17 protein-coding genes are annotated in these 24,929 nt (G+C 68.2%); 10 read left to right on the top strand and 7 right to left on the bottom strand.

All coding sequences use genetic code 11. The annotated features are described in order from the left end of the window. Positions 1-167 precede the first annotated feature (167 nt). A complete protein-coding gene (locus AC5RUW_RS03005) occupies positions 168-1,346 on the top strand; it encodes a ParA family protein (protein WP_494159332.1) in 1,179 nt (392 codons plus the stop codon). A 104-nt stretch (positions 1,347-1,450) separates the two neighbouring features. Next, the gene (locus tag AC5RUW_RS03000) at positions 1,451-2,938 is read left to right on the top strand and encodes a ParB/RepB/Spo0J family partition protein (protein WP_494159331.1); all 1,488 of its coding nucleotides are present in this window, start codon (positions 1,451-1,453) and stop codon (positions 2,936-2,938) included. Positions 2,939-6,523: 3,585 nt separating this feature from the next. Here the strand turns inward: AC5RUW_RS03000 and AC5RUW_RS02995 are convergent. From AC5RUW_RS02995 to AC5RUW_RS02970, 6 genes are all read right to left on the bottom strand, one after another. Continuing rightward, positions 6,524-7,726 (bottom strand): peptidoglycan-binding protein, encoded by a 1,203-nt coding sequence (locus AC5RUW_RS02995; RefSeq protein ID WP_494159330.1) that lies wholly within the window; start codon positions 7,724-7,726, stop codon positions 6,524-6,526. 2 nt (positions 7,727-7,728) lie between these two features. Then, on the bottom strand, positions 7,729-8,055 hold the full coding sequence (gene trxA, locus AC5RUW_RS02990; protein ID WP_494006355.1) for a thioredoxin: 327 nt from the start codon (positions 8,053-8,055) through the stop codon (positions 7,729-7,731). A gap of 27 nt (positions 8,056-8,082) precedes the next feature. Beyond that, on the bottom strand, positions 8,083-9,114 hold the full coding sequence (gene trxB, locus AC5RUW_RS02985) for a thioredoxin-disulfide reductase (protein ID WP_494159329.1): 1,032 nt from the start codon (positions 9,112-9,114) through the stop codon (positions 8,083-8,085). 156 nt (positions 9,115-9,270) lie between these two features. Beyond that, positions 9,271-10,776 (bottom strand): ABC transporter substrate-binding protein, encoded by a 1,506-nt coding sequence (locus AC5RUW_RS02980; protein ID WP_494159328.1) that lies wholly within the window; start codon positions 10,774-10,776, stop codon positions 9,271-9,273. A 131-nt stretch (positions 10,777-10,907) separates the two neighbouring features. Further along, complete coding sequence (gene murJ, locus AC5RUW_RS02975) at positions 10,908-12,575, bottom strand: murein biosynthesis integral membrane protein MurJ (RefSeq protein ID WP_494159327.1); 1,668 nt, start codon at positions 12,573-12,575, stop codon at positions 10,908-10,910. A 55-nt stretch (positions 12,576-12,630) separates the two neighbouring features. After that, positions 12,631-13,161: an NUDIX hydrolase gene (locus AC5RUW_RS02970; RefSeq protein ID WP_494159326.1), complete on the bottom strand. Its 531-nt coding sequence runs from the start codon at positions 13,159-13,161 to the stop codon at positions 12,631-12,633. A 142-nt stretch (positions 13,162-13,303) separates the two neighbouring features. Between AC5RUW_RS02970 and AC5RUW_RS02965 the strand changes: the two genes are divergently transcribed. The 5 genes from AC5RUW_RS02965 (at position 13,304) to AC5RUW_RS02945 (ending at position 19,652) form a co-directional block, all read left to right on the top strand. Beyond that, positions 13,304-14,788: a CCA tRNA nucleotidyltransferase gene (locus AC5RUW_RS02965; RefSeq protein WP_494159325.1), complete on the top strand. Its 1,485-nt coding sequence runs from the start codon at positions 13,304-13,306 to the stop codon at positions 14,786-14,788. Between the two features lie 146 nt (positions 14,789-14,934). Continuing rightward, positions 14,935-15,525, top strand: a complete 591-nt coding sequence (locus AC5RUW_RS02960; RefSeq protein ID WP_494159553.1) for a histidine phosphatase family protein — start codon at positions 14,935-14,937, stop codon at positions 15,523-15,525. 734 nt (positions 15,526-16,259) lie between these two features. Next, the gene (locus AC5RUW_RS02955; RefSeq protein ID WP_494159324.1) at positions 16,260-16,508 is read left to right on the top strand and encodes a hypothetical protein; all 249 of its coding nucleotides are present in this window, start codon (positions 16,260-16,262) and stop codon (positions 16,506-16,508) included. A gap of 116 nt (positions 16,509-16,624) precedes the next feature. Continuing rightward, positions 16,625-17,866, top strand: coding sequence for a D-inositol-3-phosphate glycosyltransferase (gene mshA, locus AC5RUW_RS02950; RefSeq protein ID WP_494159323.1), 1,242 nt, complete (start codon positions 16,625-16,627; stop codon positions 17,864-17,866). 100 nt (positions 17,867-17,966) lie between these two features. Further along, positions 17,967-19,652 carry a formate--tetrahydrofolate ligase gene (locus tag AC5RUW_RS02945; protein ID WP_494159322.1) on the top strand — a complete coding sequence of 562 codons (1,686 nt, stop codon included), beginning with the start codon at positions 17,967-17,969 and terminating at the stop codon, positions 19,650-19,652. Positions 19,653-19,703: 51 nt separating this feature from the next. Here the strand turns inward: AC5RUW_RS02945 and AC5RUW_RS02940 are convergent, their stop codons facing one another. After that, a complete protein-coding gene (locus AC5RUW_RS02940; RefSeq protein WP_494159321.1) occupies positions 19,704-20,789 on the bottom strand; it encodes an inositol-3-phosphate synthase in 1,086 nt (361 codons plus the stop codon). A 203-nt stretch (positions 20,790-20,992) separates the two neighbouring features. Here AC5RUW_RS02940 and AC5RUW_RS02935 point away from each other — a divergent pair, with 203 nt between their 5' ends. From AC5RUW_RS02935 to AC5RUW_RS02925, 3 genes are all read left to right on the top strand, one after another. Continuing rightward, positions 20,993-22,318, top strand: coding sequence for a hypothetical protein (locus AC5RUW_RS02935; protein WP_494159320.1), 1,326 nt, complete (start codon positions 20,993-20,995; stop codon positions 22,316-22,318). Positions 22,319-22,383: 65 nt separating this feature from the next. Continuing rightward, the gene (locus tag AC5RUW_RS02930; RefSeq protein WP_494159319.1) at positions 22,384-23,853 is read left to right on the top strand and encodes a glycosyltransferase family 87 protein; all 1,470 of its coding nucleotides are present in this window, start codon (positions 22,384-22,386) and stop codon (positions 23,851-23,853) included. Then, positions 23,850-24,929 (top strand): lipid II:glycine glycyltransferase FemX, encoded by a 1,080-nt coding sequence (locus tag AC5RUW_RS02925; RefSeq protein ID WP_494159318.1) that lies wholly within the window; start codon positions 23,850-23,852, stop codon positions 24,927-24,929. Before AC5RUW_RS02930 ends, AC5RUW_RS02925 begins: the two co-directional genes overlap by 4 nt.

The following is a 24,929-nucleotide window of genomic DNA, read 5'->3' as shown; positions in this document are numbered from 1 at the left end:
GCGCCCGTTCCGGGATCCGCTGGCCCTTAAGATCCGGGGACTACTCGGACGGCCGCAGTGGCGCCCTCCTGATTTGTCCCCTGCTGCGCTGCGATCCCGGCGATCAAGGCTCTACCCGATAGGCTAGATGCAGTTATTGCCTTGAGTTGGAAAGAGAGCACGTCCCGGTGACTATGCGCGGTTCGGCAGCTAAACGGATTCCCCCCTTTGCAGCGCTGGGGTCTGCCCTGTCGGCGTCGTTTGGACGTCAAAATCAACCGCAGCCGGGTGCCTATGTGGATCCGGCGGCTATCCCGTACGAATCCGTGGCGACGTTTGCCGACAGTTCCACCGTTTCACGTGAAACACCGTCCGTCCCGCCGGCAGTCGAACCGAAGCAGGAGCTGCAGGCGGATCCCGAAGCCGAAGAAGGGGGTGCGACCGCCGGGACTGATCTGGTATCCCCGTCGGTCGACGTCATGGACCTCATGGATGAAAGCACGCCGCTGGCCCGCGAGCTGGCCAGCGAAGCCCGTAGGCGCGAGAAGCTGGCGGGACGGAGCTTCCCCCGACCGGCCGAGACGCGGATCCTCACCGTCAGCAACCAGAAAGGCGGGGTGGGTAAAACCACGACGACCGTCAACCTGGCCGCAGCGCTGGCCACCGCCGGGCTGAACGTCCTGGTGATTGACATTGATCCGCAGGGCAACGCGTCGACTGCCTTGGGGATCGATCATCACGCTGAAGTGGAGAGCATTTACGACGTACTGATCGATGACCTTCCGTTGGGCAAGGTCGTGGCTCCCTGCCCCGATATCAATAACCTGCTGTGCGCGCCCGCAACCATCCACTTGGCCGGGGCTGAGATCGAGCTAGTCTCCCTGGTGGCCCGGGAACAGCGGCTGAGCCGGGCGATCGCCATGTATGCCAAGGAGCGGGAAGCCGCAGGCCTGCCGCGGTTGGACTTTATCTTCATTGACTGCCCGCCGAGTCTGGGCCTGCTGACGGTGAACGCCTTTGTGGCCGCCCGTGAGGTGCTTATTCCGATCCAGTGTGAGTACTACGCCCTGGAGGGATTGAGTCAGCTCCTGAAGAACATCGAGATGATCCAGAAGCATTTGAATGCTGATCTGGAGGTTTCGACGATCCTGCTGACCATGTACGACGGACGTACCAACCTGGCTGCCCAGGTCGCGGCCGAGGTGCGGGAACACTTCCCGGAGCAGGTCCTGAAGGCCGTGGTGCCCCGCTCCGTTCGTATCTCCGAGGCCCCGAGCTATCAGCAGACGATCATGACCTATGACCCGTCCTCCAGTGGTGCGCTGTCCTATCTCGAGGCAGCGGCCGAGATCGCCCAGCGTCAGTAGACACCACTGCAGCAGTTACCGGGATGTTCGCATCCTGAACCCTACAATGAGTTCACAAGCGATGTGCCGCCGGTTTTTCCTGCGGTAAATGGAAGGACTTACCCGTGACCGAAAAGCGTCGTGGATTGGGCCGCGGGCTGGGCGCCCTCATACCCAGCACACCTGAGGACAGCGAGAACGCAGCAGCGGCTCGCCCCGGACGTCCGGTCGACCTGTTCTTCCCTGCCGGCGGCAGCGGAACCGGCGCGGCCGGAAGGGGAGGCATCAACAAGGACGCCCTGCTGGGGCCGGCTCCCACACGGCGGTCCGCCACACGCAAGCCCGTAGACAAGGCTGCCACCAAGGCACAGAGCAATGGCACGGACGCCGCTGACAGTAATGCAGGTTCTCAGGCCGTCACTTCGTCCTCTGCGGCCGTAGCGGAGGCCCAGGGCGTCGCTGAACGTCCTTCCACGGCGACTCAGGGCCGCAGGGGCAAGACGGCATCGAAAGCCGGGGAAAAGCCCGTAGAGACGGTTTCGGATGCAGCCGAAGCCGGCCCTGGCAAGGCCAAGCAGGTAGCCCCGGCCGGTGCCGCAAGCAGCACGACAGACGAGTCATCGGTTTCCGCCGCGTCCACCCCGAAGTCGCCCCGTAAGTCCAAGAGCGCCGCTGCTGCCCCCGCTTCAGCGGCCCGTAAGGCTAAAGCGGGCACTCCCGCGGATGAGGAGGCCGCGGCGAACAGCACGACGGACACGACCGATACGGACGCGGTTTCACGTGAAACACTCGTTCCGGTTCCGGGCGCAACGTTTGCCGAGCTGCCGCTCGACGCGATCCACCCCAATCGGAAGCAGCCGCGCACCGTCTTTGATGAAGACGCGATGGCTGAGCTGGTGCACTCCATCCGCGAGATTGGGGTCCTGCAGCCGATCGTGGTCCGTCCGTCCAGTGAGGAGGACGATGCTCCGTACGAACTGGTCATGGGCGAACGGCGGTGGCGGGCCTCCCGAGAAGCCGGCATGGAGTCCGTTCCTGCGATCATCCGGTCGACTCAGGATGTTGACCTGCTGCGTGACGCCCTCCTTGAGAACCTGCACCGCAGTCAGCTGAATCCGTTGGAAGAAGCCGCCGCCTACCAGCAGCTCCTGGACGACTTTGAATGCTCGCATGAAGAGCTGGCTGAGCGCATCGGGCGCAGCCGACCGCAGATCACCAACACGCTGCGGCTCATGAAGCTGCCTCCTTTGGTACAGCGGCGGCTTGCAGCCGGGGTGCTCTCAGCCGGTCACGCTCGAGCGCTCCTGGGGCTTGCGGAGCCGGCCGACATGGAGAAGCTGGCTCAGCGGATCGTGGCCGAAGGACTCTCGGTTCGGGCGACCGAGGAACTCGTGTCCCTGAGTGCAGGGGCGAAGCGCACCACCCGCCAGCAGAAGCCCAAGGAAAATGCGCGGCATGAGCGCCTTGATTACTTGGCCAATGCCCTGTCTGACCGTCTTGATACGAGCGTAAAGATCACGCTGGGGGCCAAGAAGGGTAAGGTCAGCATCGAGTTCGCGAGTGTGGATGACCTTAACCGCATTATGGGGGTCCTGAACCAGCCCGCAGGCTGAATACTTCAGAAGCGAGGGTACTGTTTCACGTGAAACGGTACCCTCGCTTCTTTTTATCCGAGCATTGCCGCCGGTCGTGAAGAGCGCTAGCCAACTTCCTCAGCTCCGTGGGAAGGAGGGTGGCGTCAGCGACGGATGAGCTCGGTGGCAGCACCTTGCGGGCGCCTTGGTAGGGGACTGTTGCCCACTAGCGCGGGACTACGTGATCCTCGCTAGCGCTAGCGTTGGGAGCGCGCCCCATGGACCGCGTGGAGAAGAGGGGAGTCATCGAGCGTGCTAAGTGACGTTGGGCCCGGTGGTGAAGTCAAACTCGGGGGAGTCGCACGCACAGCTGAGTCCGCGAACAGGCGCCGAGCCGAGTTAGGTGTGTGGCTCTTCACGCGCTAAGCCGAGCGTTGAAGGTTTCACGTGAAACCAAGCAAGGTAAGCGGAAGGAACTCTGATGGGCGGCCAGCTGGCCAGCGCTAGGACTCGATGACCGGGAGGCAACCCGCACCCTGGCGTTAGCCCAGGAAGGGGTAGAAGCCGGAACCGGATGCTGGACTTGCAGTGCAGACGTACGGAGCAGGAAGCGCACGCGAGCAGGCCACGTAGCAATGGCCAAATAGGACAGCCAGGGAGCGCGAAGGTGTGTAAAGACAACGCACTGCCGATACTGGTGACAGCGAACCGGCCGCCTGACAACGTCGCATCAGACTACTCCAGCTGGCATATGTACTCGCGACAGTAGGCGTGCCAACGCCTACTTCCTTGGTGCACCGAGGCCCGTGTACACAGTGACCTCTAGCCCGTTCGGGGTTCGGACCGCTGGCCCCTTGGCTTGCGAGCAACCGCAGCTGAGGACAGGGGGTCAGAGTACGGTTCAGGGGCGTACTGGTACCCTCTGCGGGTTACTGTGCTTATCCGTCGCCGGCCCCTGCACCTGTCGAAGCCGAGTCTTTTGTTTGGGGCGCTTTAACCGCCTACCTTGTGGCACCCCGCGGCGCCGTTTCACGTGAAACTCGGTATGCCGCCCTCGAACCGCTGGGAGGCTCGTGATGAAAGCGGTGCGCGACAAGCGATCATTCCGGCCGTGAGGAACCAGGCGGCTGGAACTAGGCGTAGCGGGCAGGCGGTTGACGCGGGTTAGCGGAGGACGAGGGCACCGGCTCAGTCGTCGCCTGATCAGGCCGGGGTGGCGGCGCTACGCGTGGAACCATAAGGGGATCGGCCAGCTTCCTATCCAGCTGGTGTAAGTCTGCACGGTAGGGCAGCTAGTCCAGGGAGAAGAGTCCGGTACCCGGGCTTCACAAGGGAGACCTAATCCCGCGTTCAAGGAGCAGGGAAGTTTGCATTTGATGTGCCATCAGCCAGTAGGCATACATCGGCCTCGGCCTAGCAGGTACGGCCCTCTTAGCCGGGCGGTCCCATGGGCGGCGCTTACGAACACCTGGCCGGCATTGCCGACAACATGGGGGACCGGCCGGTTTCATTCTATGGTGATGTGGCCCTCTCCGATGACGGACGGTGGACATCCCGCCCTCAAGACTGCCGATTGCCTCGCCACTCGCCTTCGTTGCGGCTCAGCCGCGAAGGGTTGTTGGGTGCCGAGGCTGGGCCATGAGTAGCTCGCAGAGGCGCCATGAGTTGCGGCTGGGTCATGGAGGTTTTCGGCTTTGGGGCGGCCTCTAGTGCGTTCTGATGCTGTAGCTGCGGCTGCACCAAGAGTCGTGCCTGCCTCGGGAACGACCGGAGGGATCGTGGCTGTTTCACGTGGAACGCCCTGGCTCACGGCGCTCCACGCAGCTTGGGCAAGCAGGGCCCGGGTGGCGCCCCGGTTGCCAATCGCAGCGGCCGTCTGCTGGCATTGGATCATTCTCCGGAGCTACCTACTGGTACGACAGGTCGACCCGGATGACTCCAAGCTCAAGTCAGCTGGCCCGCCTCTCACCTTGGAGAGTCCGCGGAGAGGGCTCGGCGCTGTTGGTTTCACGTGAAACAAGCAGCATGGTGCTCCCTCGTCTCGTTCGAGCATCCACGGTTGGAGGGGGAGCGCGCTTCCGGAGGGGAATGAGTCTCAAGGGTCGATCAAGGATCCAAGGAATTGTGGGTGGCCCGACCAGTGTGGGAGACCGCTGCTGGGCCCAGCCGGCAGGGCAGACTGCTGCTGGGGCAAGCGGTAGTGCAAGTCGCTGGCGGGCCCGCCGGCAGAGCAGGACGTTGCCGTCGCAAACGGACGAAGCGGCTGGCGGGACGCAGAACGGGAAGCAGGCGAGGTCACACGAGTCGGGCCAAGACAGCTCTACTGAAGCATCTCCCGGTGGGGCACCCTTGTAAGGCAGGTATGCATGTGGACGGCCATAAGCACGCAGCGATCAGAGACGAAGTAAGCAGGTTGGCGCAGCAGTGATGCTGGTCAGACGCAAACGGGTTGTCTGTTTGGCCGCCCAGGTCAGCGGCCCCAGCAGCGCAAGGCAGGATCTGTCACGGGCAGTCATTCCGGGCCTAGGACAAAACGAAACTGATAGGCACTCGTAAAGTGGCCTCTCATGGGAGGTGAAGCAGGGGTGATTCGTCAGCTTGCGAGGGTGGTGGGTGTTACCCAAGGCAGGGGGCCACGTAGCTGATGCTGGGCGGGGCTATCACTGGCGACAGGGGCTGGCCGTGGTTGGGCGGTGCGGGCGCGTCATGTACGTGGGTCCATCGCCGAATGAGTGGACAGACGTGCGTTCGCATTTCCAGACCAACTATGTGTCCGCAGTGTGAAACGAGCCGACGGAGCATCTTCGGCTGGGGCGAAATGCTGACTGCGTCGAACATGTCTTGGCCAGGCGAGGTGGGTAGACGCGGGAGACTCCTGCGGGCACCGCCTCCAAGGTGGTGGCGGTGCCGGGCATGAAGGGTGTTCAGAACCTTGTGAGAAGGATCGGCGTCAGGACCCATCGGTTGTGACGCCGGCAGCGGTTGTGACTCCGGCAGCGCGCCGGCCAAGCCGCTCGCGGGGAAGTCCGGCCCCTCGAGAGTCTGGCACTGAGCAAATGGCCACATAAGGTTTAAGCAGGTGACTACGCAATCCTCACCAGCGCGGTATCAGTTCAGGTTTCTCACCAAGCACCTTATGGCAGCTGCCTCGACCCCATCGAGGGGTCGGCCCGGAAGGATCCCAGCACACACGCCCTCGTGCCGCTGCCGGGCTCAGTGCACGGACTGTGGATGGGCGGGGGAGCGCCGGCGGAGCCGGCACAAGTCGGCGATGCACGTAGTGTCATCGCCGGACCGAGGGCACTTCAGTCGGACCAGCGCTTCATCCATCGAGGGTGGCCGTGCGCACAGCCTGTTCTGCAGGGAGCGGGGGGATTCGGCACGGCAGGGTCGGACGGCCTCTCCAGCGTCACAGGCGACCCCGACGGGCACAGGGTTCCGGTCTCACAAGAGATAAGGGGAGAGACGTTCCACGTGAAACATTTGGTACCTCCTCCTGGCCGATCCTGCGGCCAGGAGGAGGGCTGAATCATTTCTAACAGCCCGCGGGCTGTTTATGGAACTGACACGCGGAAGGCACCGCTCTGTTACAGAAAGCCGGAAGACTCCGTTCGAAAGCGACGGTCAGCCGGTGAGTCGCTGCTCTTCGGAGGGGTTGAAACGGCTGACGTCATCCAGCGCCAGGGTGCCCGTCGGCTGGTCTTCCTCCTCCAGCAGGTACAGGCGCTGGACCGCGATGACGATGGAGTCGGCGATGGTCTGCCGTACCACCGGGTCGGCCAACCGCGCGGCATCATGAGCGTTGCTCAGGTAGCCCATGTCGATGCTGACCGACGGGGTGCCGGCGATACGGAGGGTATCCCAGGTGCGGCCGTGCACGCCCAAAGGCGCGAAGTCGGTGCGTGCGGTCAACTCCTTAAGCATGAGGATCGCTGCCCGGTGACCGATCGGTGACCGCGGCTCCCCGGTGGAGGGGATGCCCCAGTAGTAGGTTGCGATGCCCGCGGCGGCCTCCTGGTCGAGCCAGTCACAGTGCAGGTCCAGGCTGAGGCTCGGAACCGTTTCACGGCGTCGGTCGCCGCTTCCCGCAGGAGCAGGGCGTGTCGAATCAGCGGAGACGACGTGGGCGCCGAACTGCGCGAGGATCCGCTCCACCCGACGGGCTACGTCGCCTGCCACCAGCAGCTCGGTAAGGGCCGCACCCGTGAGACGTTCGGTGGCATGCGGCGAAACCGCGGTGGACCGGCCCGCGCTGACCCGGATGAGCCTTCCGCGCAGGGCAGCGGTGCTGCGGTCCAGGCGGTCGTAGTCCCGCAGGGCGAACGCCTGGCTGGGGGACAGCGCACGGTTCACCCGCGCCATCGCCGTCATCGTTTCGGCATCACATACGCCGGTTCCCGGGATGCCCAGGTTCTGCTGCAGCTCCGCCACCGCGTATCCGGTGCGGAAGCCGAAGGATCCGTCGATATGGCCGTAGTAGAAGCCGAGGTGGGACAGGTGCCGCTGCAGCTCCGCGACGTCGTCGCCCCGCTGCACCGGTTCGTCCTCTTCGTAGGACAGCACACGGTCGCCGAACCGGAACTGGGCCTCCTGCAGGGCACGCTGCGTGTCCGGGCCCGCAACGCCGTCGACAATGAGGCCACGGCTCTGCTGAAAGGCGCGCACGGCGGCATCGACGTGGTCGTCAAAGACGGAGGGGTTGTTGACGGCGTCAGGGGCGAGGTAGGACATGGAAATGCCGGCGCGCAGCAGCGCTTCACGAAGCGCCACCACGCGCCGGCTTACGTCCAGCCTCTGCAGACTGTCATCTGCGGAGTGTTGAATCATGGCTACTTCAGGAACGCCGCGAATTCCTGCTCCAGGACCTGCTTGGGCTTGGCCCCGATCGACGTGGCGGCCACCTCGCCGTCCTTGAACACGTAGACGGCGGGAATCGAGGTGATGCCGTACTTCGCTGCGGTCGCCGGGTTCTCGTCGACGTTCAGCTTCACGACCTCGACCTTCTCGGCGTACTGGGCCGCAAGATCGTCGAGGATCGGGGACAGCATGCGGCACGGACCGCACCATTCCGCCCAGAAATCGACAATGACGGGCTTGTCAGCCTGCAGGACATCGCTGCCGAACGAAGCGTCGGATACAGCCTTGGCGTTGCTCATGTGGGGCTCCTATCTAAGGGTCCGGGTCTAGAGGGTGGCTTCCTCGGAAACAGCCTCGGCCGGCGGGGTGGGGACCTCCGCCGCCGTGTCGTTGCCGGCGACGTCGGCCAGGTAGTGCTCGACGTCGATCGCGGCCACACACCCGCTGCCGGAGGCGGTGATTGCCTGGCGGTAGGTGGGGTCGATGACATCGCCGGCGGCAAAGACGCCGGGCAGGGAGGTCTTGGAGGTGCGGCCCAGGACCGCAATGGTGCCCTCCTCGGTCAGCCGCAGCTGGTCCTTGACCAGGTCGGTGCGGGGATCGTTGCCGACGGCGACGAACAGGCCGGTGACCGGCAGATCCGACTCGGATCCGTCGGCGGTGTTGCGCAGCCGCACGCCGGTGACCTTGTCCTCGCCGTGGATGCCGATGACCTCGGAGTCCCAGACAAAGCGGATCTTCTCGTTGGACAGGGCACGGTCCTGCATGATCCGGGAGGCGCGCAGCGTGCTGCGGCGGTGGATCACGGTCACCGAGTTGGCGAACTTGGTGAGGAAGAGTGCCTCCTCCATGGCCGAGTCGCCGCCGCCGACGACGGCGATGTCCTGGCCCTTGAAGAAGAAGCCGTCGCAGGTGGCGCACCAGGAGACGCCGCGGCCGGAAAGCCGCTTCTCGTCCTCGAGGCCGAGCTCACGGTAGGCGGAGCCGGTGGAGATGATGACCGCACGGGCACGATGGACGTCGCCGTTGCCCAGGGTGACGACCTTGATCTCGCCCTGCAGGTCCACGGCCGTGACGTCCTCGAACAGAATCTCGGTGCCGAAGCGCTCCGCCTGCTTCTCGAACTGGGACATGAGGTCCGGGCCCATGACGCCTTCCGGGAAGCCCGGGAAGTTCTCGACGTCGGTGGTGTTCATCAGCTCGCCGCCGGCGGTTACGGAACCGGCGATCAGCAGCGGCTTCAGGTTGGCGCGGGCGGTGTAGATCGCAGCCGTGTACCCGGAGGGGCCGGAGCCGACGATGATGACGTCGCGGACCTCGCCGGCGGTGCCGGCGTCCACGGTGGTTTCGCTGCTCACGTGCTGTGAACCTCTTCCTTGTTGACGCTGTTACTTTCCTGGCCCTTGCGGGCGGAGAGGATACCGGCAAAACGCCTGCTGCTCCCAGCTTATTCCGCGGGCGGCGCCGAGGGATATTCCCGGAGCCCGGAGCCGGGCCTCAGGCGGCCCGGCAGCTCAGGACACGCTGATTTCGCTGATGCGCAGGCCCCAGGGGTACTCGGCCTGGACACCGCTCAGCCGCGGCAGCTGCGTGAAGTTGATGATCACGTAGCGGGCGCCGTCGCCGGCCTCCTGCTCGGGCACCTGGATGGTGGTGGTGGAGCCGCTGAAGCCGCTCTGAGCCACGGTCCGAGCGCCGTCCAGGGTGGGTTCGTTGTTGAGCATCACCGTGAAGTTGCCGCCGGTGCCGTTGAGCTGGGTGATTTCCACCGCGTTGACCGTGGCTTCCTGCTCCAGCTCGACCACCAGGGCCAGGCTGGGAGCCAGGCCACCGAAGGTGTCGTTGGCGTAGACGTAGCTGGACCAGAAGCTGGCCGGGTCGCCGTCGATGATCCGGGGAAGCGCTCCGTCGTTGACCGAGTCGAGCTGCTGGTTTCCCGGAACCAGCCGGCTGACGCCGGCTACCACGGGGGCGGGCGCGGTCTCGGCGGCGGGGCCGTCCGACGGGGCGGCGGGCTCCGGCGCGGCCGAGGTCTCGGGAGCGGCCTGTTCGGCGGCGCTGAACATGTCGCCGAGCCGCCCGAGGTTTCCAACGGCGAATACGACGGCCAGGATCAGCACCAGGCTGAGCACCCCGCCCACGACCAGCCGGCCGGTGCGCTTGCCGCCGGAGGAGGAAGTGTCCTCGTCAGCGTCGTCGTCGGTCAGCTCGCCGGCGAGGGAGTCGTCGTAGCCGGTGCCGGCCATGGCTGACCGGGGGAAGCTGGAGGGGCGGCGGGCGTCACCGTTGCCCTCCTCCGTGCGCTCATCCTCCCACCGGCTGACCTTGGCGCTCTGGGCGCGGGCGGCGGGTGCCGCAGCCGGAGCTGCGGGCATGGCGGACGTCGCCGCCTCCCGGCGCGGGGGAGCGGACGGCGGCGGCGGTGCGGCGGCGGCGCCGGTGGCCGCTTCGGCGGGGGCGTCGTCCACTCCGCCGTACTCCAGGTCCTGTCCGCTGCCGGCGGCGGCCGCCGCGGCCGCGCCGGCTCCGGAACGTCCGAACCTGGGCATCCTGGCCTTCGCCATGTGCGGCAGCAGGGGCCGCTTGGGGCGGTCCTCGTCCACTTCGACGTAGATGTCTTCGCTGTCGTCGGGCTCCGGCTCGCGTGAGCGGGGCATCCCGAAGATCTCGGAACCGAGGGTGTCGGTAAAGAAGGGCTCGACGAACGGCGCGTCGCGTTCGATCACGAGGTCCAGCAGGTCCGCGGCGTGCGACTCGCTGGTGACGAGGTAGGTCTGCCCGTCGCTGATGCCCAGGTCAAGCACCTGCACATTGGCCTCGCGCTCACCGGTGGCGATTTCGCGGGCACTGGCCGTCACCTGGCTGGCATTCGCCGGAGCCGCGAGGAGGATGCTGACCGGCCGGTTCAGGACCTGGTCCACGCCGTCGAGGACAAGGTCGTTCTCAGCTGAGGCCAGCACCTGGGCGGTCACTTTATAGCGTCCTCCCAGCACTGAGCCGACGTCTACCGGCTGCGGCACGTTTTCCTCCCAAGGAAACGGCAAGTGGGGCCTTGCCTATGGACAACTGCTGTCGGGCTGCGGACCACGCAAGACCGCCCGCTCTCGGTCCCATGCTACCCGCGCCCCCGGGCAAAACCGCAGTTCCGGTACTAGGCCCCGCGGCGGACCCTTGCCAGCAGGGGCGCCAGGAAGGTATCGAGTTCGCGGACCTTCAGCAGGCGCAGCCCGACGTAATAGACCGCCGCCATCACCAGGCCGCAGACCGCGATCACCACCACGGAGGAGGTCATTGACTGCCAGGCGTAGCCGTCCGCGGAGTATCCGCCGAGCAGCGCCAGCACTGCGGCGCCGACGGCGGCGCTGCCCAGCGCGGCCACCGTGAGGCGCAGGTGCACGTCCACTGTGCGGGCGGCGCCGTAGCTGCCCAGCCGGCGGGTAAGGAAGATATGGCTGAGGATGACGGCGGCGACGTTGCCCAGGGAATAGGCCACGGCCAGCCCGAACACGATGCGGTCCGGGGGCAGCGCCAGGGCCGCGAAGGCCAGGGCGATCCCGAATGCGGAGAGGATCAGCTGCATGATCAGGGGGGTCTTCGCGTCGTCATTGGCGTAGAAGGCCCGGTTCATCAGGAAGGTGGCGCTGAGGAACGGCGCGCTGACGGCCAGCAGCACCAGCACCTGGGCCTGCACGGCGGCCGAGGCATTGGACCCGCCGCTGAACCACATGCTGATCGGCCCGGCGAGGACCACGAGGACGGCGGCGGCAAACACGGTGGCGACACCGATGGAGCGCAGGCCGCCGGAGAGGGTGCGGCGCACCGAATCGAGGTCCTGCTCCGCGAAGGCGTGGGACATGTGGTTGAACAGCACCGTGGCAATCGAGAGCGTGATCACCGAGTGCGGGATGATGTACAGCATCGAGGCGGTCTCGAGGTTCAGATGGCCTGCGATCACCTGCGGCGGGTCCAGGGCGAGGTAGGCGTCGCGTGCCCGAGTCGCGGCCGTGGCCACGTTCGTGTAGACCAGGTACGAGCCGTTGCCCACGAGCATGGTGATGATGGTCCAGCGGGCCACCTTGGCCGCCTGCCCCAGTCCGGCGCCGCGCAGCTTCAGGGACGGCCGCAGGCCGAGGCCGAGCCGCTTCAGCGGCACGAGCAGGATCAGCGCCTGGGCCGCGATGCCCAGGGTGGTGGATCCGGCGAGGATCAGGGTGGCGGTTCCGGACCAGGTGTCCGGGGTGAACCCCTGCGTTTCCTCCCGTCCGATGACACTGATGAACAGCAGCAGGCCCGCGATCGCCACGATGTTGTTCAGCACCGGCGCCCACATGTAGGCGCCGAACCGTGCGTTTGCGTTGAGGATCTGCCCGATCACCGCGTAGGCGCCGTAGAAGAAGATCTGCGGGAACAGCCAGTAGGCGAAGGTGGTGGCCAGCCCCAGCTGATTCTCGTCGAAGCGGGTGACCACGGGCAGGATCAGCGGGGCGGCGAGCGTGACCAGCAGCGTGACGGCGGCCAGGAAGACCAGGCTCAGGGTCAATATGCGTGAGACGAACTCCCGGCCCCGGTCCGGCCGCTTGCTCGCCTTGATGATCTGCGGCACCAGGACGGCGTTGAACACGCCGCCGGCCACCATCAGGTAAATGAAGTTCGGCAGCACGTTGGCCGCGCTGAAGAGGTCGGTGACCAGGCCGGTGCTGCCGATCGCCACGGCGAGCAGTGCCGTCCGGACCAGTCCCAGGAGGCGGGAGGCGAGTGTTCCCGCGGCCATTACCGCGCTGGAACGGGCGGTACTCGTTGCTGTGATGTTCTCGGCCATGGTGCCTTTATGCTCTCACCTCCGCGGCCGGGCTCCCCAACCGCAGCACCGCGGCTCAGAGGTGGCGGGGCAGGATTTCCCGGGCGAGGTCCGCGATGCGGCGCTCGTTGGGGAAGGAGAGCCGGCGTCCCAGCTCGGCCAGCGGCACCCACGCGACGTCGACCGCTTCGTGGTCGGGATCGTTCTCGATGGTGAGGTGGCCGCCGGTGGCTTCGAGCAGGAAATGGTGCACCGTCTTATGCACGCGGTGCCCGCTGACCGTGAACCAGTAGTCGATGCTGCCCAGGGTGCTCAGGATGCGTCCGCTGATCCCGGTCTCCTCGGCGATCTCCCGCACGGCGGCCTGCTGGTTGGTCTCGCCGTTCTCGGGGTGCCCCTTCGGCAGGCACCATTCGAGCCGTCCGCCGCGGTTGAGCCGGGCGATGATGGCCACCGGCAGCTCCGGCGCCGTGCAGTCCACCACGATTCCCCCCGCGGAGACCTCCTCCACGGTGGGCAGCGGCATCTGTCCCGCGTGCGTGCCGGAGGAGCCCATTGACGCAGTCAACGGGGTCCTCTTCGGAGCACTCGGAACAGGGTGGGCCATAACCCCACTCTAACGACCTTTGTCCGGCGATGATGACTGTTCGGCGACGCCCCGGTGCTGCCGCGGCGCCCCCGGCGTGTCCGCCCGCTACAGGGCTCCCGTGGTCCGCCCCGGCCTCTTTATCTGGCACGCTTAAAGCACTATGGTGCACCTTTTTGACGGCTCGGCCCTCCAGACCCCGCTTCCTCCCGTCGTGACGGAGCTCGGCGGCCTGTTCGAGGCCGCCGGATTCGAGCTGAGCCTGGTCGGCGGGCCGGTTCGTGACCTCTTCCTTGGCCGCCTGTCCCCGGACCTGGACTTCACCACCAACGCCCGCCCGGACGACATCATCGGCGTGGTCCGCACGTGGAGCGACACCTTCTGGGAGATCGGGCGCGAGTTCGGCACCATCGGCCTGCGCAAGGGCGGCTGGCAGATCGAGATCACCACCTACCGCGCCGACGCCTACGAGCGCAGCTCCCGCAAGCCGGAGGTGCGCTTCGGCGAGAAGCTCGAGGATGACCTGTTCCGCCGCGACTTCACCATGAACGCCATGGCGCTGCGGCTGCCCTCGCTCGAGCTGGTGGACCCGTTCGGCGGAGTCCAGGACCTGCATGCCGGACGCCTGCGCACCCCGGGCACCCCCGCGGCATCGTTCTCCGATGATCCGCTGCGGATGATGCGCGCGGCCCGGTTCGCGTCCCAGCTGAAGGTCGACGTCGCCCCCGAGGTGTTTGAGGCGATGCAGGACATGGCTGAGCGGATCACGATCATCTCGGCCGAACGGGTGCGCGATGAGCTGGTCAAGATGATCAACGGGGCCGACCCGGCCACGGGCATCGACCTGCTGGTGCGCACCGGCATCGCGGACCAGGTGCTGCCGGAGGTTTCGGCGCTGCGGCTCGAGCTCGATGAGCACCACCGGCACAAGGACGTGTACCAGCACTCGCTGACGGTGCTGCGGCAGGCCTGCGAGCTGGAGTCCGACGCCGACGGCCCGGTTCCCGGCCCCGACTTCATCCTGCGCTTCGCCGCCCTGATGCACGACGTCGGCAAGCCTGCCACCCGCCGTTTCGATCCGTCCGGGGCGGTCAGCTTCCTGCACCACGACGTGGTGGGCGCCAAGCTCACTGCCAAGCGGATGAAGGCGCTGCGCTTCGACAACGACACCATCAAGGCCGTGGCCCGGCTGGTGGAGCTGCATATGCGCTTCTACGGCTACGGGGATGCCGGGTGGACGGATTCCGCCGTCCGCCGCTATGCGAACGACGCCGGCGCGCTGCTGCCGCGCCTGCACCGGCTGACCCGTTCCGATGTCACCACCCGGAACAGGCGCAAGGCCGAGCGGCTGGCCTTCGCCTATGACGACCTGGAACGGCGCATCGCCGAACTGGCTGAGCAGGAGGAGCTTGCCGCCGTCCGCCCTGACCTGGACGGCGAAGCCATCATGGCGCTGCTGGGCGTCGGTCCCGGGCCGGTGGTGGGCCGCGCGTACCGGTTCCTGCTGGAGGAGCGCCTGGAGAACGGGCCGCGCAGCGACGCGGAAGCGGCGCAGCTGCTGCTCGCCTGGTGGCGGGACCAGCCGGAATCGGCAGACTCCGCCGGTTCCGGCGCGGACCGGCCCGGGGACGCCGGGCCTGCCCGCTAGGCGCGCTTCAGGCGGATCAGCTTCAGACGGACCCCTCGACTCGACCCCATCGGACTCAGCGCAGCGTGGAAGGAAAACCCATGGAGGCACCCCAGGACCTCGGACCGGCAGTTCCGGACCTCACGCCGTCCGGCACCCGGCTTCCCATGCTCTGGCTGCTGCGGCACGGGGAGACGGAATGGTCCCGGGACGGCCGGTACACCGGCCTCACCGACATTCCGCTGACCGACGCCGGCGAGGCCCAGGCGCGCGCTGCCGGACGCAAGATCGGCGACGTCGTCTTCGACCGGGTGCTGACCTCACCCCTGGGGCGTGCCCGGCGCACCGCCGAGCTGGCCGGCTACCCGGGAGGCCAGGTCGTTCCGCACGCCCACGAATGGGACTACGGGAACAACGAGGGCCGCAGCAGCCGGACTGTCCGGGAGGAGAACCCCGGCTACCTCATCTGGAACGACGGCGCCCCGGGCGGCGAGAGCCTGGAGCAGATCGCCGCCCGCGCGGACCGGATCATCTCCGACGTCCAGGCCGGCTGCGGCACGGCCATGGACCGGGACCCCGAGGCGGTTCCCGTGGAGCGGGTCCTGCTGGTTGCGCACGGGCATTTCCTGCGGGTGCTTGCGGCCCGCTGGCTGGGTCTGCCGGCTGCGGCCGGCAGGCATTTCGTCCTCGGCACCGCCGCCGTCTGCATCCTGGGCTGGGATAAACGGACCCCGGCCGTCGTCCGCTGGAATAGCTAAAAGTAATATCTTTCGGCTTTTTTGCCTTTTCGGCTTGTGCGCCGCCGCGTATTCGGGGTAGCTTTATTCCACACGAATCCCAGCGGTTGAGAGCAGCCGCCAAACACCAAATGGAGGTGGAGAATGATCACAGCGCGAATCAACGTCGTAAACACCTCCGGTGTAGGCATGCTCCCGCGTCAGCGGATTTCGGCGGCCCCAGGTCCGCGACGGCATGGTGCATCCGCCCATGGTTTCGTCGCCGGCCTCGGCCGCGGGGCGGGCTTTGGCACCGGCCTTGGCTTCGGATCGCGGGGCAATAAGGCCTGAGCGTCCACCGGCGGGTTGAGCCTGCCGGGCCGTTGGCCGCCTGCAAGGCAGGCGCGTAGCTTCGCCTCCCTTGCGCCGGAGTTCCGACCCGGGCTACTGCACTGACCTCACGCACCGCCAACGGCGGCCTTCGCCTCACCTTACGGACTGCCGGAACATTCCGGCCTCCTGCGAAGGCGCCCGCGGCAGCGGCTGGAGGGCGGCTGTGGCTCCGTTTCCGTCCCGGTCCGGCAACGCCTGGTTTTTCAATTGGCGGACGCGGCCCGGCCGGCATCGGAATCGGTGCTCATTTTTCCGGCGGCCACGGCTCAACGCCCCCCGTATATTCTGCGGCACTTTCAGCCCCGTTTTTCGCGGCTGTTTTAACCCTTTATTTCCGTGCTGATTCCTGCCCGAATTCAGTCATATCACCAGGAGAAATTGTCATGCCCAAAAACGCCCTCCCATCTCCCGCACCCCCGGCCGCACTGTCCGCCGCCGCCCTCCACCGTCCCGCCCCTGCGGCAGGGGCAGGGGCGGCAGCTCGAACCTCTGCCTCCGCAGCGGCCAGGCTGCTGCGCCGCCTGGCTGCTGCCTGGCACCGCGCCGGAGCCGGCAGCAGCGCCGTCGCCGAGGCGCACCGCCGGACACCGGAATGGCACCTGCTCTCCCATCACCGCCACATGGTCCGCTGACGCGTCCGGCATCACGCCCGGACCCGGAAACATCCGGGCCCCTGCCGGCGTTATACAGTCGATAGTGCGGCCGTTGCTCGGCGGCCCGCGCGCAGGCCGGCAGTGAAGGGAGCGGGGTGCCTGAAGTCAAGCGTGTAGCCATGCTGTCCCTGCACACCTCCCCGCTCGAACAGCCCGGATCCGGCGACGCCGGCGGCATGAACGTCTACGTCCGCTCGGCCGCCCTTGAGCTGGCGCGCACCGGTATCGACGTCGACATTTTTACCCGCGCCTACGCGGGGTCCCAGCCGGACGTTGTCCGGCTGGGACCCGGCGTTGTGGTTCGGCACGTCAAGGCCGGCCCGCTGCGCCGGGTGCCCAAGGAGGACCTGCCCCGGCTCAGCGGTGAGCTTGCGCACGGTGTCTGCGAGGCCGGAGCCGGCCAGGACTACGACCTGCTGCACTCCCACTACTGGATCTCGGGCATAGCCGGCCTGGACGTGTCCCGTGCCTGGGGCCTGCCCCTGGTCCACACCATGCACACCATGGCGCAGGTCAAGAACCAGCGGCTGCAGCCCGGGGAGCAGCCCGAGCCGGCCGTGCGCATCCACGGTGAACAGCAGGTCGTCGACGGCGCGGCGCGGCTCATCGCCAACACCGCCACCGAGGCCGGTGAGCTGCGCGATCTTTACGGCGCCGATCCCCGGCTGGTGGACGTGGTGGCCCCAGGGGTGGACCTGCGGCTCTTCCATCCCCACGGGCGGGCCACGTCCCGGGCGGCGCTGCGGATGCCTCCTGAGGCGTTCCACGTCGTGTTCGCCGGGCGCATCCAGCGCCTGAAGGGCCCGCACGTGCTGCTGCAGGCGGCCGCCGACCTGGTTCGCCGCCGCCCGGATATTCCGCTGGCGGTCAGCGTGATCGGTGCCGGCAGCGGAGCGCAGCTGCTGGACCTGAAACCGATGGTCACGGCCCTGGGGCTTGAGCGGCGGGTCACCCTGCATGAGCCGGTCCAGGCCGCCGCGTTGGCTGGCTGGTTCCGCTCGGCCGACGTCGTGGCCGTTCCCTCCTTCAGCGAATCGTTCGGACTGGTGGCCCTGGAGGCCCAGGCCTGCGGCACGCCCGTGGCCGCCGCCAACGTGGGCGGCCTGCCCGAGGCCCTGGGCAACGGGCGGTCCGGAGTCCTGGTGGATGGACACGCACCCGAAGCGTGGTCCCGTGCGCTGGAACGGCTGCATGACGATCCGGCGGGGCGCACCGCCCTCGGAGCCGCTGCGGCGGCACGCGCACAGAACTTCGGTTGGCAGCACACGGCGGCGCTCACCGCCCGCAGCTACGAGGCCGCGGCGGCCCGGCACCACGCCTTCTCGCTGCCGCACTGAACCGTTCCGGCGACAGCCGGGACGGCCGCTGATAGGTTGACGCAGAGAGTACCGCCGCGCCGAAGCGGCGCGGCCAGCACGAGCCGGAAGGAGACGCTGCATGCGTCCGGCAGAAGCCGCCTCACCTGATCTTGAAATCTCCCGCCGCGCAGTGATGCTGCCCATCGCGGACATCGCCCGCCGGGCGGGCATCCCCGACGAGGCGCTGGAACCCTACGGACGGCACAAGGCCAAGGTGGATCCCGGGCTCGTACCCGACGCCGGTGCCCGGGGAGCAGTCGTGCTGGTCACCGCCATGAGCCCCACTCCGGCCGGCGAAGGCAAATCCACCGTGACCGTGGGCCTGGCCGACGCCCTGGCCCGCAGCGGCCGGCGCACCATCGCTGCCCTGCGGGAACCTTCCCTGGGACCGGTCCTGGGCATGAAGGGCGGCGCCACCGGCGGCGGCTACTCACAGGTCATTCCGATGGAGGACATCAACCTGCACTTCACCGGCGATTTCCACGCCATCACCAGCGCCAACAACGCCCTCGCGGCGCTGATCGACAACCACATCCACCACGGCAATGAACTGGGCATCGATCCGCGGCGGATCACCTTCAAGCGCGTCCTCGACCTCAACGACCGCGAACTGCGGCAGGTGGTGGTGGGCCTCGGCGGCCCCGCCCAGGGCACCCCGCGCGAGGACGGCTTCGACATCACCGTCGCCAGCGAGGTGATGGCCGTGTTCTGCCTGGCCCGCGACCTCGCCGACCTCAAGGCCAGGCTGGCGGCCATCACCGTGGGTTACACCTGGGACCGCCGTCCGGTCACGGTCGGGGACCTCGGCGTCGAGGGCGCGCTGGCGCTGCTGCTGAAGGAAGCGGTCAAGCCCAACCTGGTCCAGACCATCGCCGGGACACCGGCCCTGGTGCACGGCGGCCCGTTCGCCAACATCGCACACGGCTGCAACTCCGTCATCGCCACGTCGCTGGCGCGCCGGCTGGCCGACGTCGTCGTCACCGAAGCCGGCTTCGGCGCCGACCTCGGTGCCGAGAAGTACATGGACATCAAGGCCCGGACAGCCGACGTCGCTCCCGACGCCGTGGTGGTCGTGGCCACGATCCGTGCCCTGAAGATGCACGGCGGGCAGCCGGTGGAGCGCATTGACGAACCGGCGCCGGAGGCGCTGGCGGCCGGCACCGCCAACCTGCACCGCCACCTGCGGAACGTGGCCGGCTTCGGCATCCGCCCGGTGGTGGCCATCAACCGGTTCGCCTCCGACACCGACGACGAACTGCAGTGGCTGCTGCGCTGGTGCGCCGACCAGGGCTTCGACGCCGCAGTGGCCGACGTCTGGGCCGGCGGCGGCGGGGGACCGGGCGGCGACGAGCTCGCCGCCCGGGTGCTCAAGGCCCTGGACGAACCGCGCAGCTTCCGCCACCTCTACCCGCTGGAGCTTCCGGTGGAGGAGAAGATCCGCACCATCGCCCGCGAAATCTACGGGGCGGCGGACGTGGAGTTCGCCCTGCCCGCCCTGCGCCGGCTGGAGGAGATCCGCGCCAACGGCTGGGACCGGCTGCCGGTGTGCATGGCCAAGACGCAGTACTCCTTCTCCGACAATGCCGCGCTGCTTGGCGCTCCGGAGGGCTTCACCCTGCACGTCCGGGACCTGGTGGTGAAGACCGGAGCCGGGTTCGTCGTCGCGCTGACCGGCGCCGTCATGACCATGCCCGGCCTGCCCCGGTACCCGGCGGCGCTGCGCATGGACGTCGACGCCGACGGCACCCCTTCCGGCCTGAGCTGACGCCGGAAGGGGGCGCTGACGCCGGAAGGGGTCCCGGGCCGGGCGGGCAGCCTAGCGCTCGGCCTCGCCGCGGATGAACTGCTCCACCTTTTCGCGGGCAATGTCGTCGTTGTACTGCTCCGGCGGGGACTTCATGAAGTAGCTCGACGCGGAGAGGATGGGGCCGCCGATGCCGCGGTCCAGGGCGATCTTCGCCGCACGCACGGCGTCGATGATGACGCCGGCGGAGTTGGGGGAGTCCCACACCTCCAGCTTGTACTCCAGCGACACCGGCGCGTCGCCGAAGTTGCGGCCCTCGAGGCGGACGAACGCCCACTTGCGGTCATCCAGCCACGCCACGTAGTCCGACGGGCCGATGTGCACGTCGTCGGCCTTCAGCTCGGCGGAGGTGTTGGACGTGACCGCCTGTGTCTTGGAGATCTTCTTCGACTCCAGCCGCTCCCGCTCAAGCATGTTCTTGAAGTCCATGTTGCCGCCCACGTTCAGCTGGTAGGTGCGGTCCAGGGTCACGCCGCGGTCTTCGAACAGCTTGGCCATGACCCGGTGGGTGATGGTGGCGCCGATCTGGCTCTTGATGTCGTCGCCGACGATCGGCACGCCGGCCGCCGTGAACTTCTCGGTCCATTCCCGGGTGCCGGCAATGAAGACCGGCAGGGCGTTCACGAACGCCACGCCGGCGTCGATCGCGCACTGGGCGTAGAACTTCGCCGCCTGCTCCGAGCCCACCGGCAGATAGCAGACCAGCACATCGATGGCTGCGTCGCGGAGCGCCTGCACCACGTCCACCGGCTCCTCGGAGGACTCCTCGATGGTCTCCCGGTAGTAGCGCCCCAGCCCGTCGAGGGTGGGGCCGCGCTGTACCCGCACCCCGGTGGCCGGCACGTCGCAGATCTTGATCGTGTTGTTCTCGCTGGCACCGATCGCGTCGGCCAGGTCCAGGCCGACCTTCTTGCCGTCGACGTCGAACGCCGCGGCGAACTGCACGTCGCGGACATGGTAGTCGCCGAAGCGGACGTGCATCAGCCCGGGAACGGTGGAACCGGGATCGGCGTCACGGTAGTAGTGCACCCCCTGCACCAGCGAAGCCGCGCAGTTGCCGACGCCAACGATTGCCACCCGGATGGGATTCTCAGCCACTTTTCTCCTTTGAAGAACAGGTCCCGTGCGGTGCTCCCGGCGCCGCAACGGGACCAGTCTAAGGGGTGTGACCGGGGATACACCCCCGGATCCGGGAGCCTGCGGTCCGGAACCGGCCGGGGCCGCAGACGGCGGCCTACGGGGCAGCCTAAGGTGGAACGGCCCGGACCTGATCAGCCGCCCTCCACCGCAGGGAGTCGAAGATGTCCGCACCTCCGCAGCACGCGGGCGGCCGCCTCGCCCTCGCCGCCGTGCTCACCGCGCTCGCCGCGGCCGGCTGCTCGGGCGGCGGCAGCCCGGAACAGAGCTCCTCCGGCACCGCGGCCGGCACGCCCACCGGCGGCCAGCCGGCGTCGGCCGCAGCCTGCAGTGCGCCGCCGTCGGGGGACATCGGTGCGAGTCCCACCTCCGGACAGGACTTCAACACCTCCGCGGCCGACGCCTCGGCGCTGGCGCTCTCCGACGGTGAAAGCCGGTCCCTCACGGGCGGCACGATCACCAAGACCGGAGACAGCAGCAGCGAGGACCAGTCCAGCTTCGCCGGGCTCAACGCCGCCGTGCTCGCCCCCGGCGGCGCACGGCTGGCGCTGTCCGGCACCACGATCACCTCCACCGGCACCGGAGCCAACGCGGTCTTCGCCACCGGCACGGGCTCCCTCATCCAGCTGCAGGACCTCACCATCACCGCCGGCGGCAGCCTCGCCCACGCCGTCATGGCCACCGCCGGGGGAGCGGTGACCGGAGCGAACCTCACCATGGAGACCACCGGCGAGCGTTCCTCCGCCGTCGCGACCGACCGCGGCGGCGGCGAGATTACGCTGGCCAACGCCACCGCCAGCACCAGCGGGGAACGCTCCGCGCTGGTCTACTCCACCGGCCAGATCACCGCGTGCAACCTGGCCGGGGCCTCCGGCGCCGCCGAAGCGGTCGTGGTGGAAGGGGCCAACGCCGCGGCGCTGACCGCCTCCGACGTCACGGGCGCCACCGCCGGAGCCCGGCTCTACTCCAGCACCTCCGGCGGCACCGGCGGCGGGTCCTTCAGCATGAGCGGCGGCAGGCTCACCGCCCGCTCCGGCGACGCCGTGCTGATCGAGGGCGTCAGCGGACAGGTGAACCTTTCGAACCAGGCGCAGCTGCAGGCGGACGCCGGGATCCTGATCCACGCGACGGAGGGCGCACGGGGCAGCGCCAGCCTGGCCGAAACCACCCTGACGGGGCCGGTGGGCGCCGACGCCGCGTCCAGCCTCGACCTCTCGCTGACCGCCGACAGCGTCATCGAAGGAACCCTGGAGAACGTGGGCGTCACCCTCGACAACACCAGCAGCATCCGGCTTGAGGCGGACTCCACCGCCACCACCGTGGCCGGAGCATTGGTCAGCGGGAATCAGATCAGCAACATCACCGGCAACGGCCACACCCTCACCTACGATCCGTCGGCTTCCGGCAACGACTACCTGGCAGGCGGCAGCTACGACCTGCAGGGCGGGGGCACGCTGCAGCCCGCCGCCGAGGCGGGCGAAGGCGGGTAGCCGGACAGCGCCCGGACCGGGACGGCGGTCGGCAGCCGGACCGTCCAAGGGGAATACTGGAAGCCATGGAGGAACCAGCCCCCCGCCGCCGGCCGCTGCGCATCGTGGTGCCCAGCCGCAACGACCCTTTCCTGCGCCGGTTCACCGAGCTGATCGGCGGCCCGCTGGGCCGCTTCACCGCTCCGGGCATCGTCTCGCCGGGCTTCTGGACCGTGCCCCGGGTGCTGGTCCTGCTGACCACCGCCGCCGCCCTGCTGGCCGTGGCGGTGAAGAGCCCCTGCCGGGCGGCGGGCTGGAACACCCCGGAGCACTTCTACCGGGCCTGCTATTCGGACTGGCCGGTCCTGTTCACCGGACGGGGCCTGGCCGACGGGGTGTTCCCGTTCCTGACTCCCGGCGCACAGTTCGAGTACCCGGTGCTGCTGGGCCTGATCGCCGGAGCCACCGCGCTGCTGGTGCCCGGCACCGGCACCGGGGCCGACCGCGCCCTGGCCTACTTCGACATCAACGCGCTGCTCGCCACCGGCGCCTGGATCGGCACCGTCATCACCACCATGCGGATGAGCCACCGCAGGCCCTGGGACGCCGCAATGGTCGCCCTGGCCCCGGCGCTGATCCTGTCCGTCTACATCAACTGGGACATCTGGGCGGTGCTGGCCGCCGCCCTCGGCATGCTCGCCTTCTCCCGCGGGCGGTACCTGCAGGCCGGCCTCTGGCTGGGCCTGGGTACCGCGCTGAAGCTCTACCCGCTGATCCTGCTCGGGGCACTGCTGGTCCCGGCCCTGCGGACCCTGAAGCTGCGGCCGTTCCTGATCACCACGGCGGCCACGGCGGGCACCTGGCTGCTGGTCAATTTCCCGTTCATGCTGCGCGACGTTGAGGCCTGGTCCTTCTTCCTGCAGTTCACGGGCGACCGGCCGGCCGGCTACTCCTCGGCCTGGTTCGCCTGGAACCTCACCGCGGACCGGCTGGGCCTGCCCGGCGTCGACGCGGGATTCATCAACGTCTGGGCGTATCTTCTCTTCGCCCTGGCCTGCGCCGGAATCGCGGTCCTCGGCCTGGCCGCGCCGCGCCGGCCCCGGGTGGCGCAGCTGGCCTTCCTGATCGTGGCCGCGTTCGTGCTCACCAACAAGGTCTATTCGCCGCAGTTCGTGCTCTGGCTGGTGCCGCTGGCGGCCCTCGCCCTGCCGCGCTGGCGGGACTTCCTGATCTGGCAGTTCTTCGAGGTGCTGCACTGGTGGGCCATCTGGATGTACCTGGCCCGGGAGACCTCCGGCGGCTCCACCCAGAACAACATCGACGATCCCTGGTACGTGGCCGCCGTCGTCGCCCACATGGCGGCCACGGCCTACCTGATGGCCCGGGTGGTGGCCGGGATCCTCGATCCGCGCGAGGATCCGGTGCGCCGCACCGACGTCGACGACCCGACGGGCGGGCCGTTCGACGGCGCCGCGGACCGGTTGCGGCTGAAGGGGCTGCGACCCGTTCGGGTAGCCTTGGAACCGCACGCGGAACCGGCGAAAGAAGCATTGTGACCCCCCAGTCCTACCGTTCACAGCAGTTGACGGACCACGAATTCGAGGCCCTGGCGAAGGAGCACCCGGACACCGTCATCCCGCTGGAGCAGACCCCGATGTGGGCCCGGTTCGAAAAGCGGCTGGGGCGGGACCCCTACGGAATCTGGGCCTACTACGACGACGCCGGGCAGCTGGTGGCGCTGGCTTCCTACCTGCGCTCGCAGCGGAAGCTGCGGCCCTCGCTTGTGGTGGTCAACGGCCCGGTGTGGTTCGCCGAGCGCACGGCCGACGCCGAGGCCGCCCTGGTGGCCACGGTGCGGCGCCAGTTCCGCGACGATCCGGCGGTGGACCCGCTGTACGTGCGGATGCAGGTCGCCCACCCGGCGCCGCCGGTGGCCGGGCCGCTGGAGCACGGCTGGTACGAGCGGGAAATCGTGGTGGACCTGACCCCCGACGAAGACGCCATCTTCGCCGCCTTCCGCTCCAACGCCCGGAACCTGGTGCGCAAGGCCCGGAAGCTCGGCGTCGAGGTCCGCAGCATCGAACGCAGCCGGTGGGCCGAGGTGTTCCGCACCGAGCTGTATCCGATCCTGCAGGAGACCGCGGCGCGTGACGGCTTCACCAGCTTCGATTCCGGCTACTACGAGACGCTGCTGGACGAGCTGGGGGAGCACCTGCGCCTGATGGTGGCCTACGCGGACGGCCGGGCGGTGTCCTGGCTGATCACCACCGAATACCGCGGCTACGCCGTGTACTACTTCGCCGGCAGCTCCGCCGACGCCCGGAAGACCAACGCCCCCTACCTGCTGCTCTGGGAGGCGTTCCGCGAACTGAAGGCCGCGGGCAACAGCGCGTGCGGCCTGACCGGCATCGAGAGCGAGAATTACCCCTCGCTGGCGAACGTGACGACCTTCAAGCGCAATTTTTCCAAGACCGTGGTCACGGTTCCCACCACCTATGACATCCCGCTGCATCCGGCCCGCTACCGTATATTGGCCGCAGTGCTGGCTGCGCGCCGGGAGATGCCTGGCCGGGCCCGGGCGGCCGTGGGAGCCCTCCGCGGACTGCCGGGGCGGCTGCGCCGGCGCGGTTAG

This window comes from Arthrobacter sp. Y3222053 (assembly GCF_059092805.1).
The sequence above is the reverse complement of the archived record's forward strand: the minus strand, read 5'-3'. Positions and strand labels throughout refer to the sequence as shown.

Coding starts and splice junctions, on each gene's coding strand:
- AC5RUW_RS02995 (WP_494159330.1), bottom strand. CDS start 7,726: ATGATTCAACACTCCGCAGATGACAGTCTGCAGAGGCTGGACGTAAGC.
- trxA (WP_494006355.1), bottom strand. CDS start 8,055: ATGAGCAACGCCAAGGCTGTATCCGACGCTTCGTTCGGCAGCGATGTC.
- murJ (WP_494159327.1), bottom strand. CDS start 12,575: ATGGCCGAGAACATCACAGCAACGAGTACCGCCCGTTCCAGCGCGGTA.
- AC5RUW_RS02970 (WP_494159326.1), bottom strand. CDS start 13,161: ATGGCCCACCCTGTTCCGAGTGCTCCGAAGAGGACCCCGTTGACTGCG.
- AC5RUW_RS02965 (WP_494159325.1), top strand. CDS start 13,304: ATGGTGCACCTTTTTGACGGCTCGGCCCTCCAGACCCCGCTTCCTCCC.
- AC5RUW_RS02960 (WP_494159553.1), top strand. CDS start 14,935: ATGCTCTGGCTGCTGCGGCACGGGGAGACGGAATGGTCCCGGGACGGC.
- AC5RUW_RS02955 (WP_494159324.1), top strand. CDS start 16,260: ATGCCCAAAAACGCCCTCCCATCTCCCGCACCCCCGGCCGCACTGTCC.
- AC5RUW_RS02945 (WP_494159322.1), top strand. CDS start 17,967: ATGCGTCCGGCAGAAGCCGCCTCACCTGATCTTGAAATCTCCCGCCGC.
- AC5RUW_RS02935 (WP_494159320.1), top strand. CDS start 20,993: ATGTCCGCACCTCCGCAGCACGCGGGCGGCCGCCTCGCCCTCGCCGCC.
- AC5RUW_RS02930 (WP_494159319.1), top strand. CDS start 22,384: ATGGAGGAACCAGCCCCCCGCCGCCGGCCGCTGCGCATCGTGGTGCCC.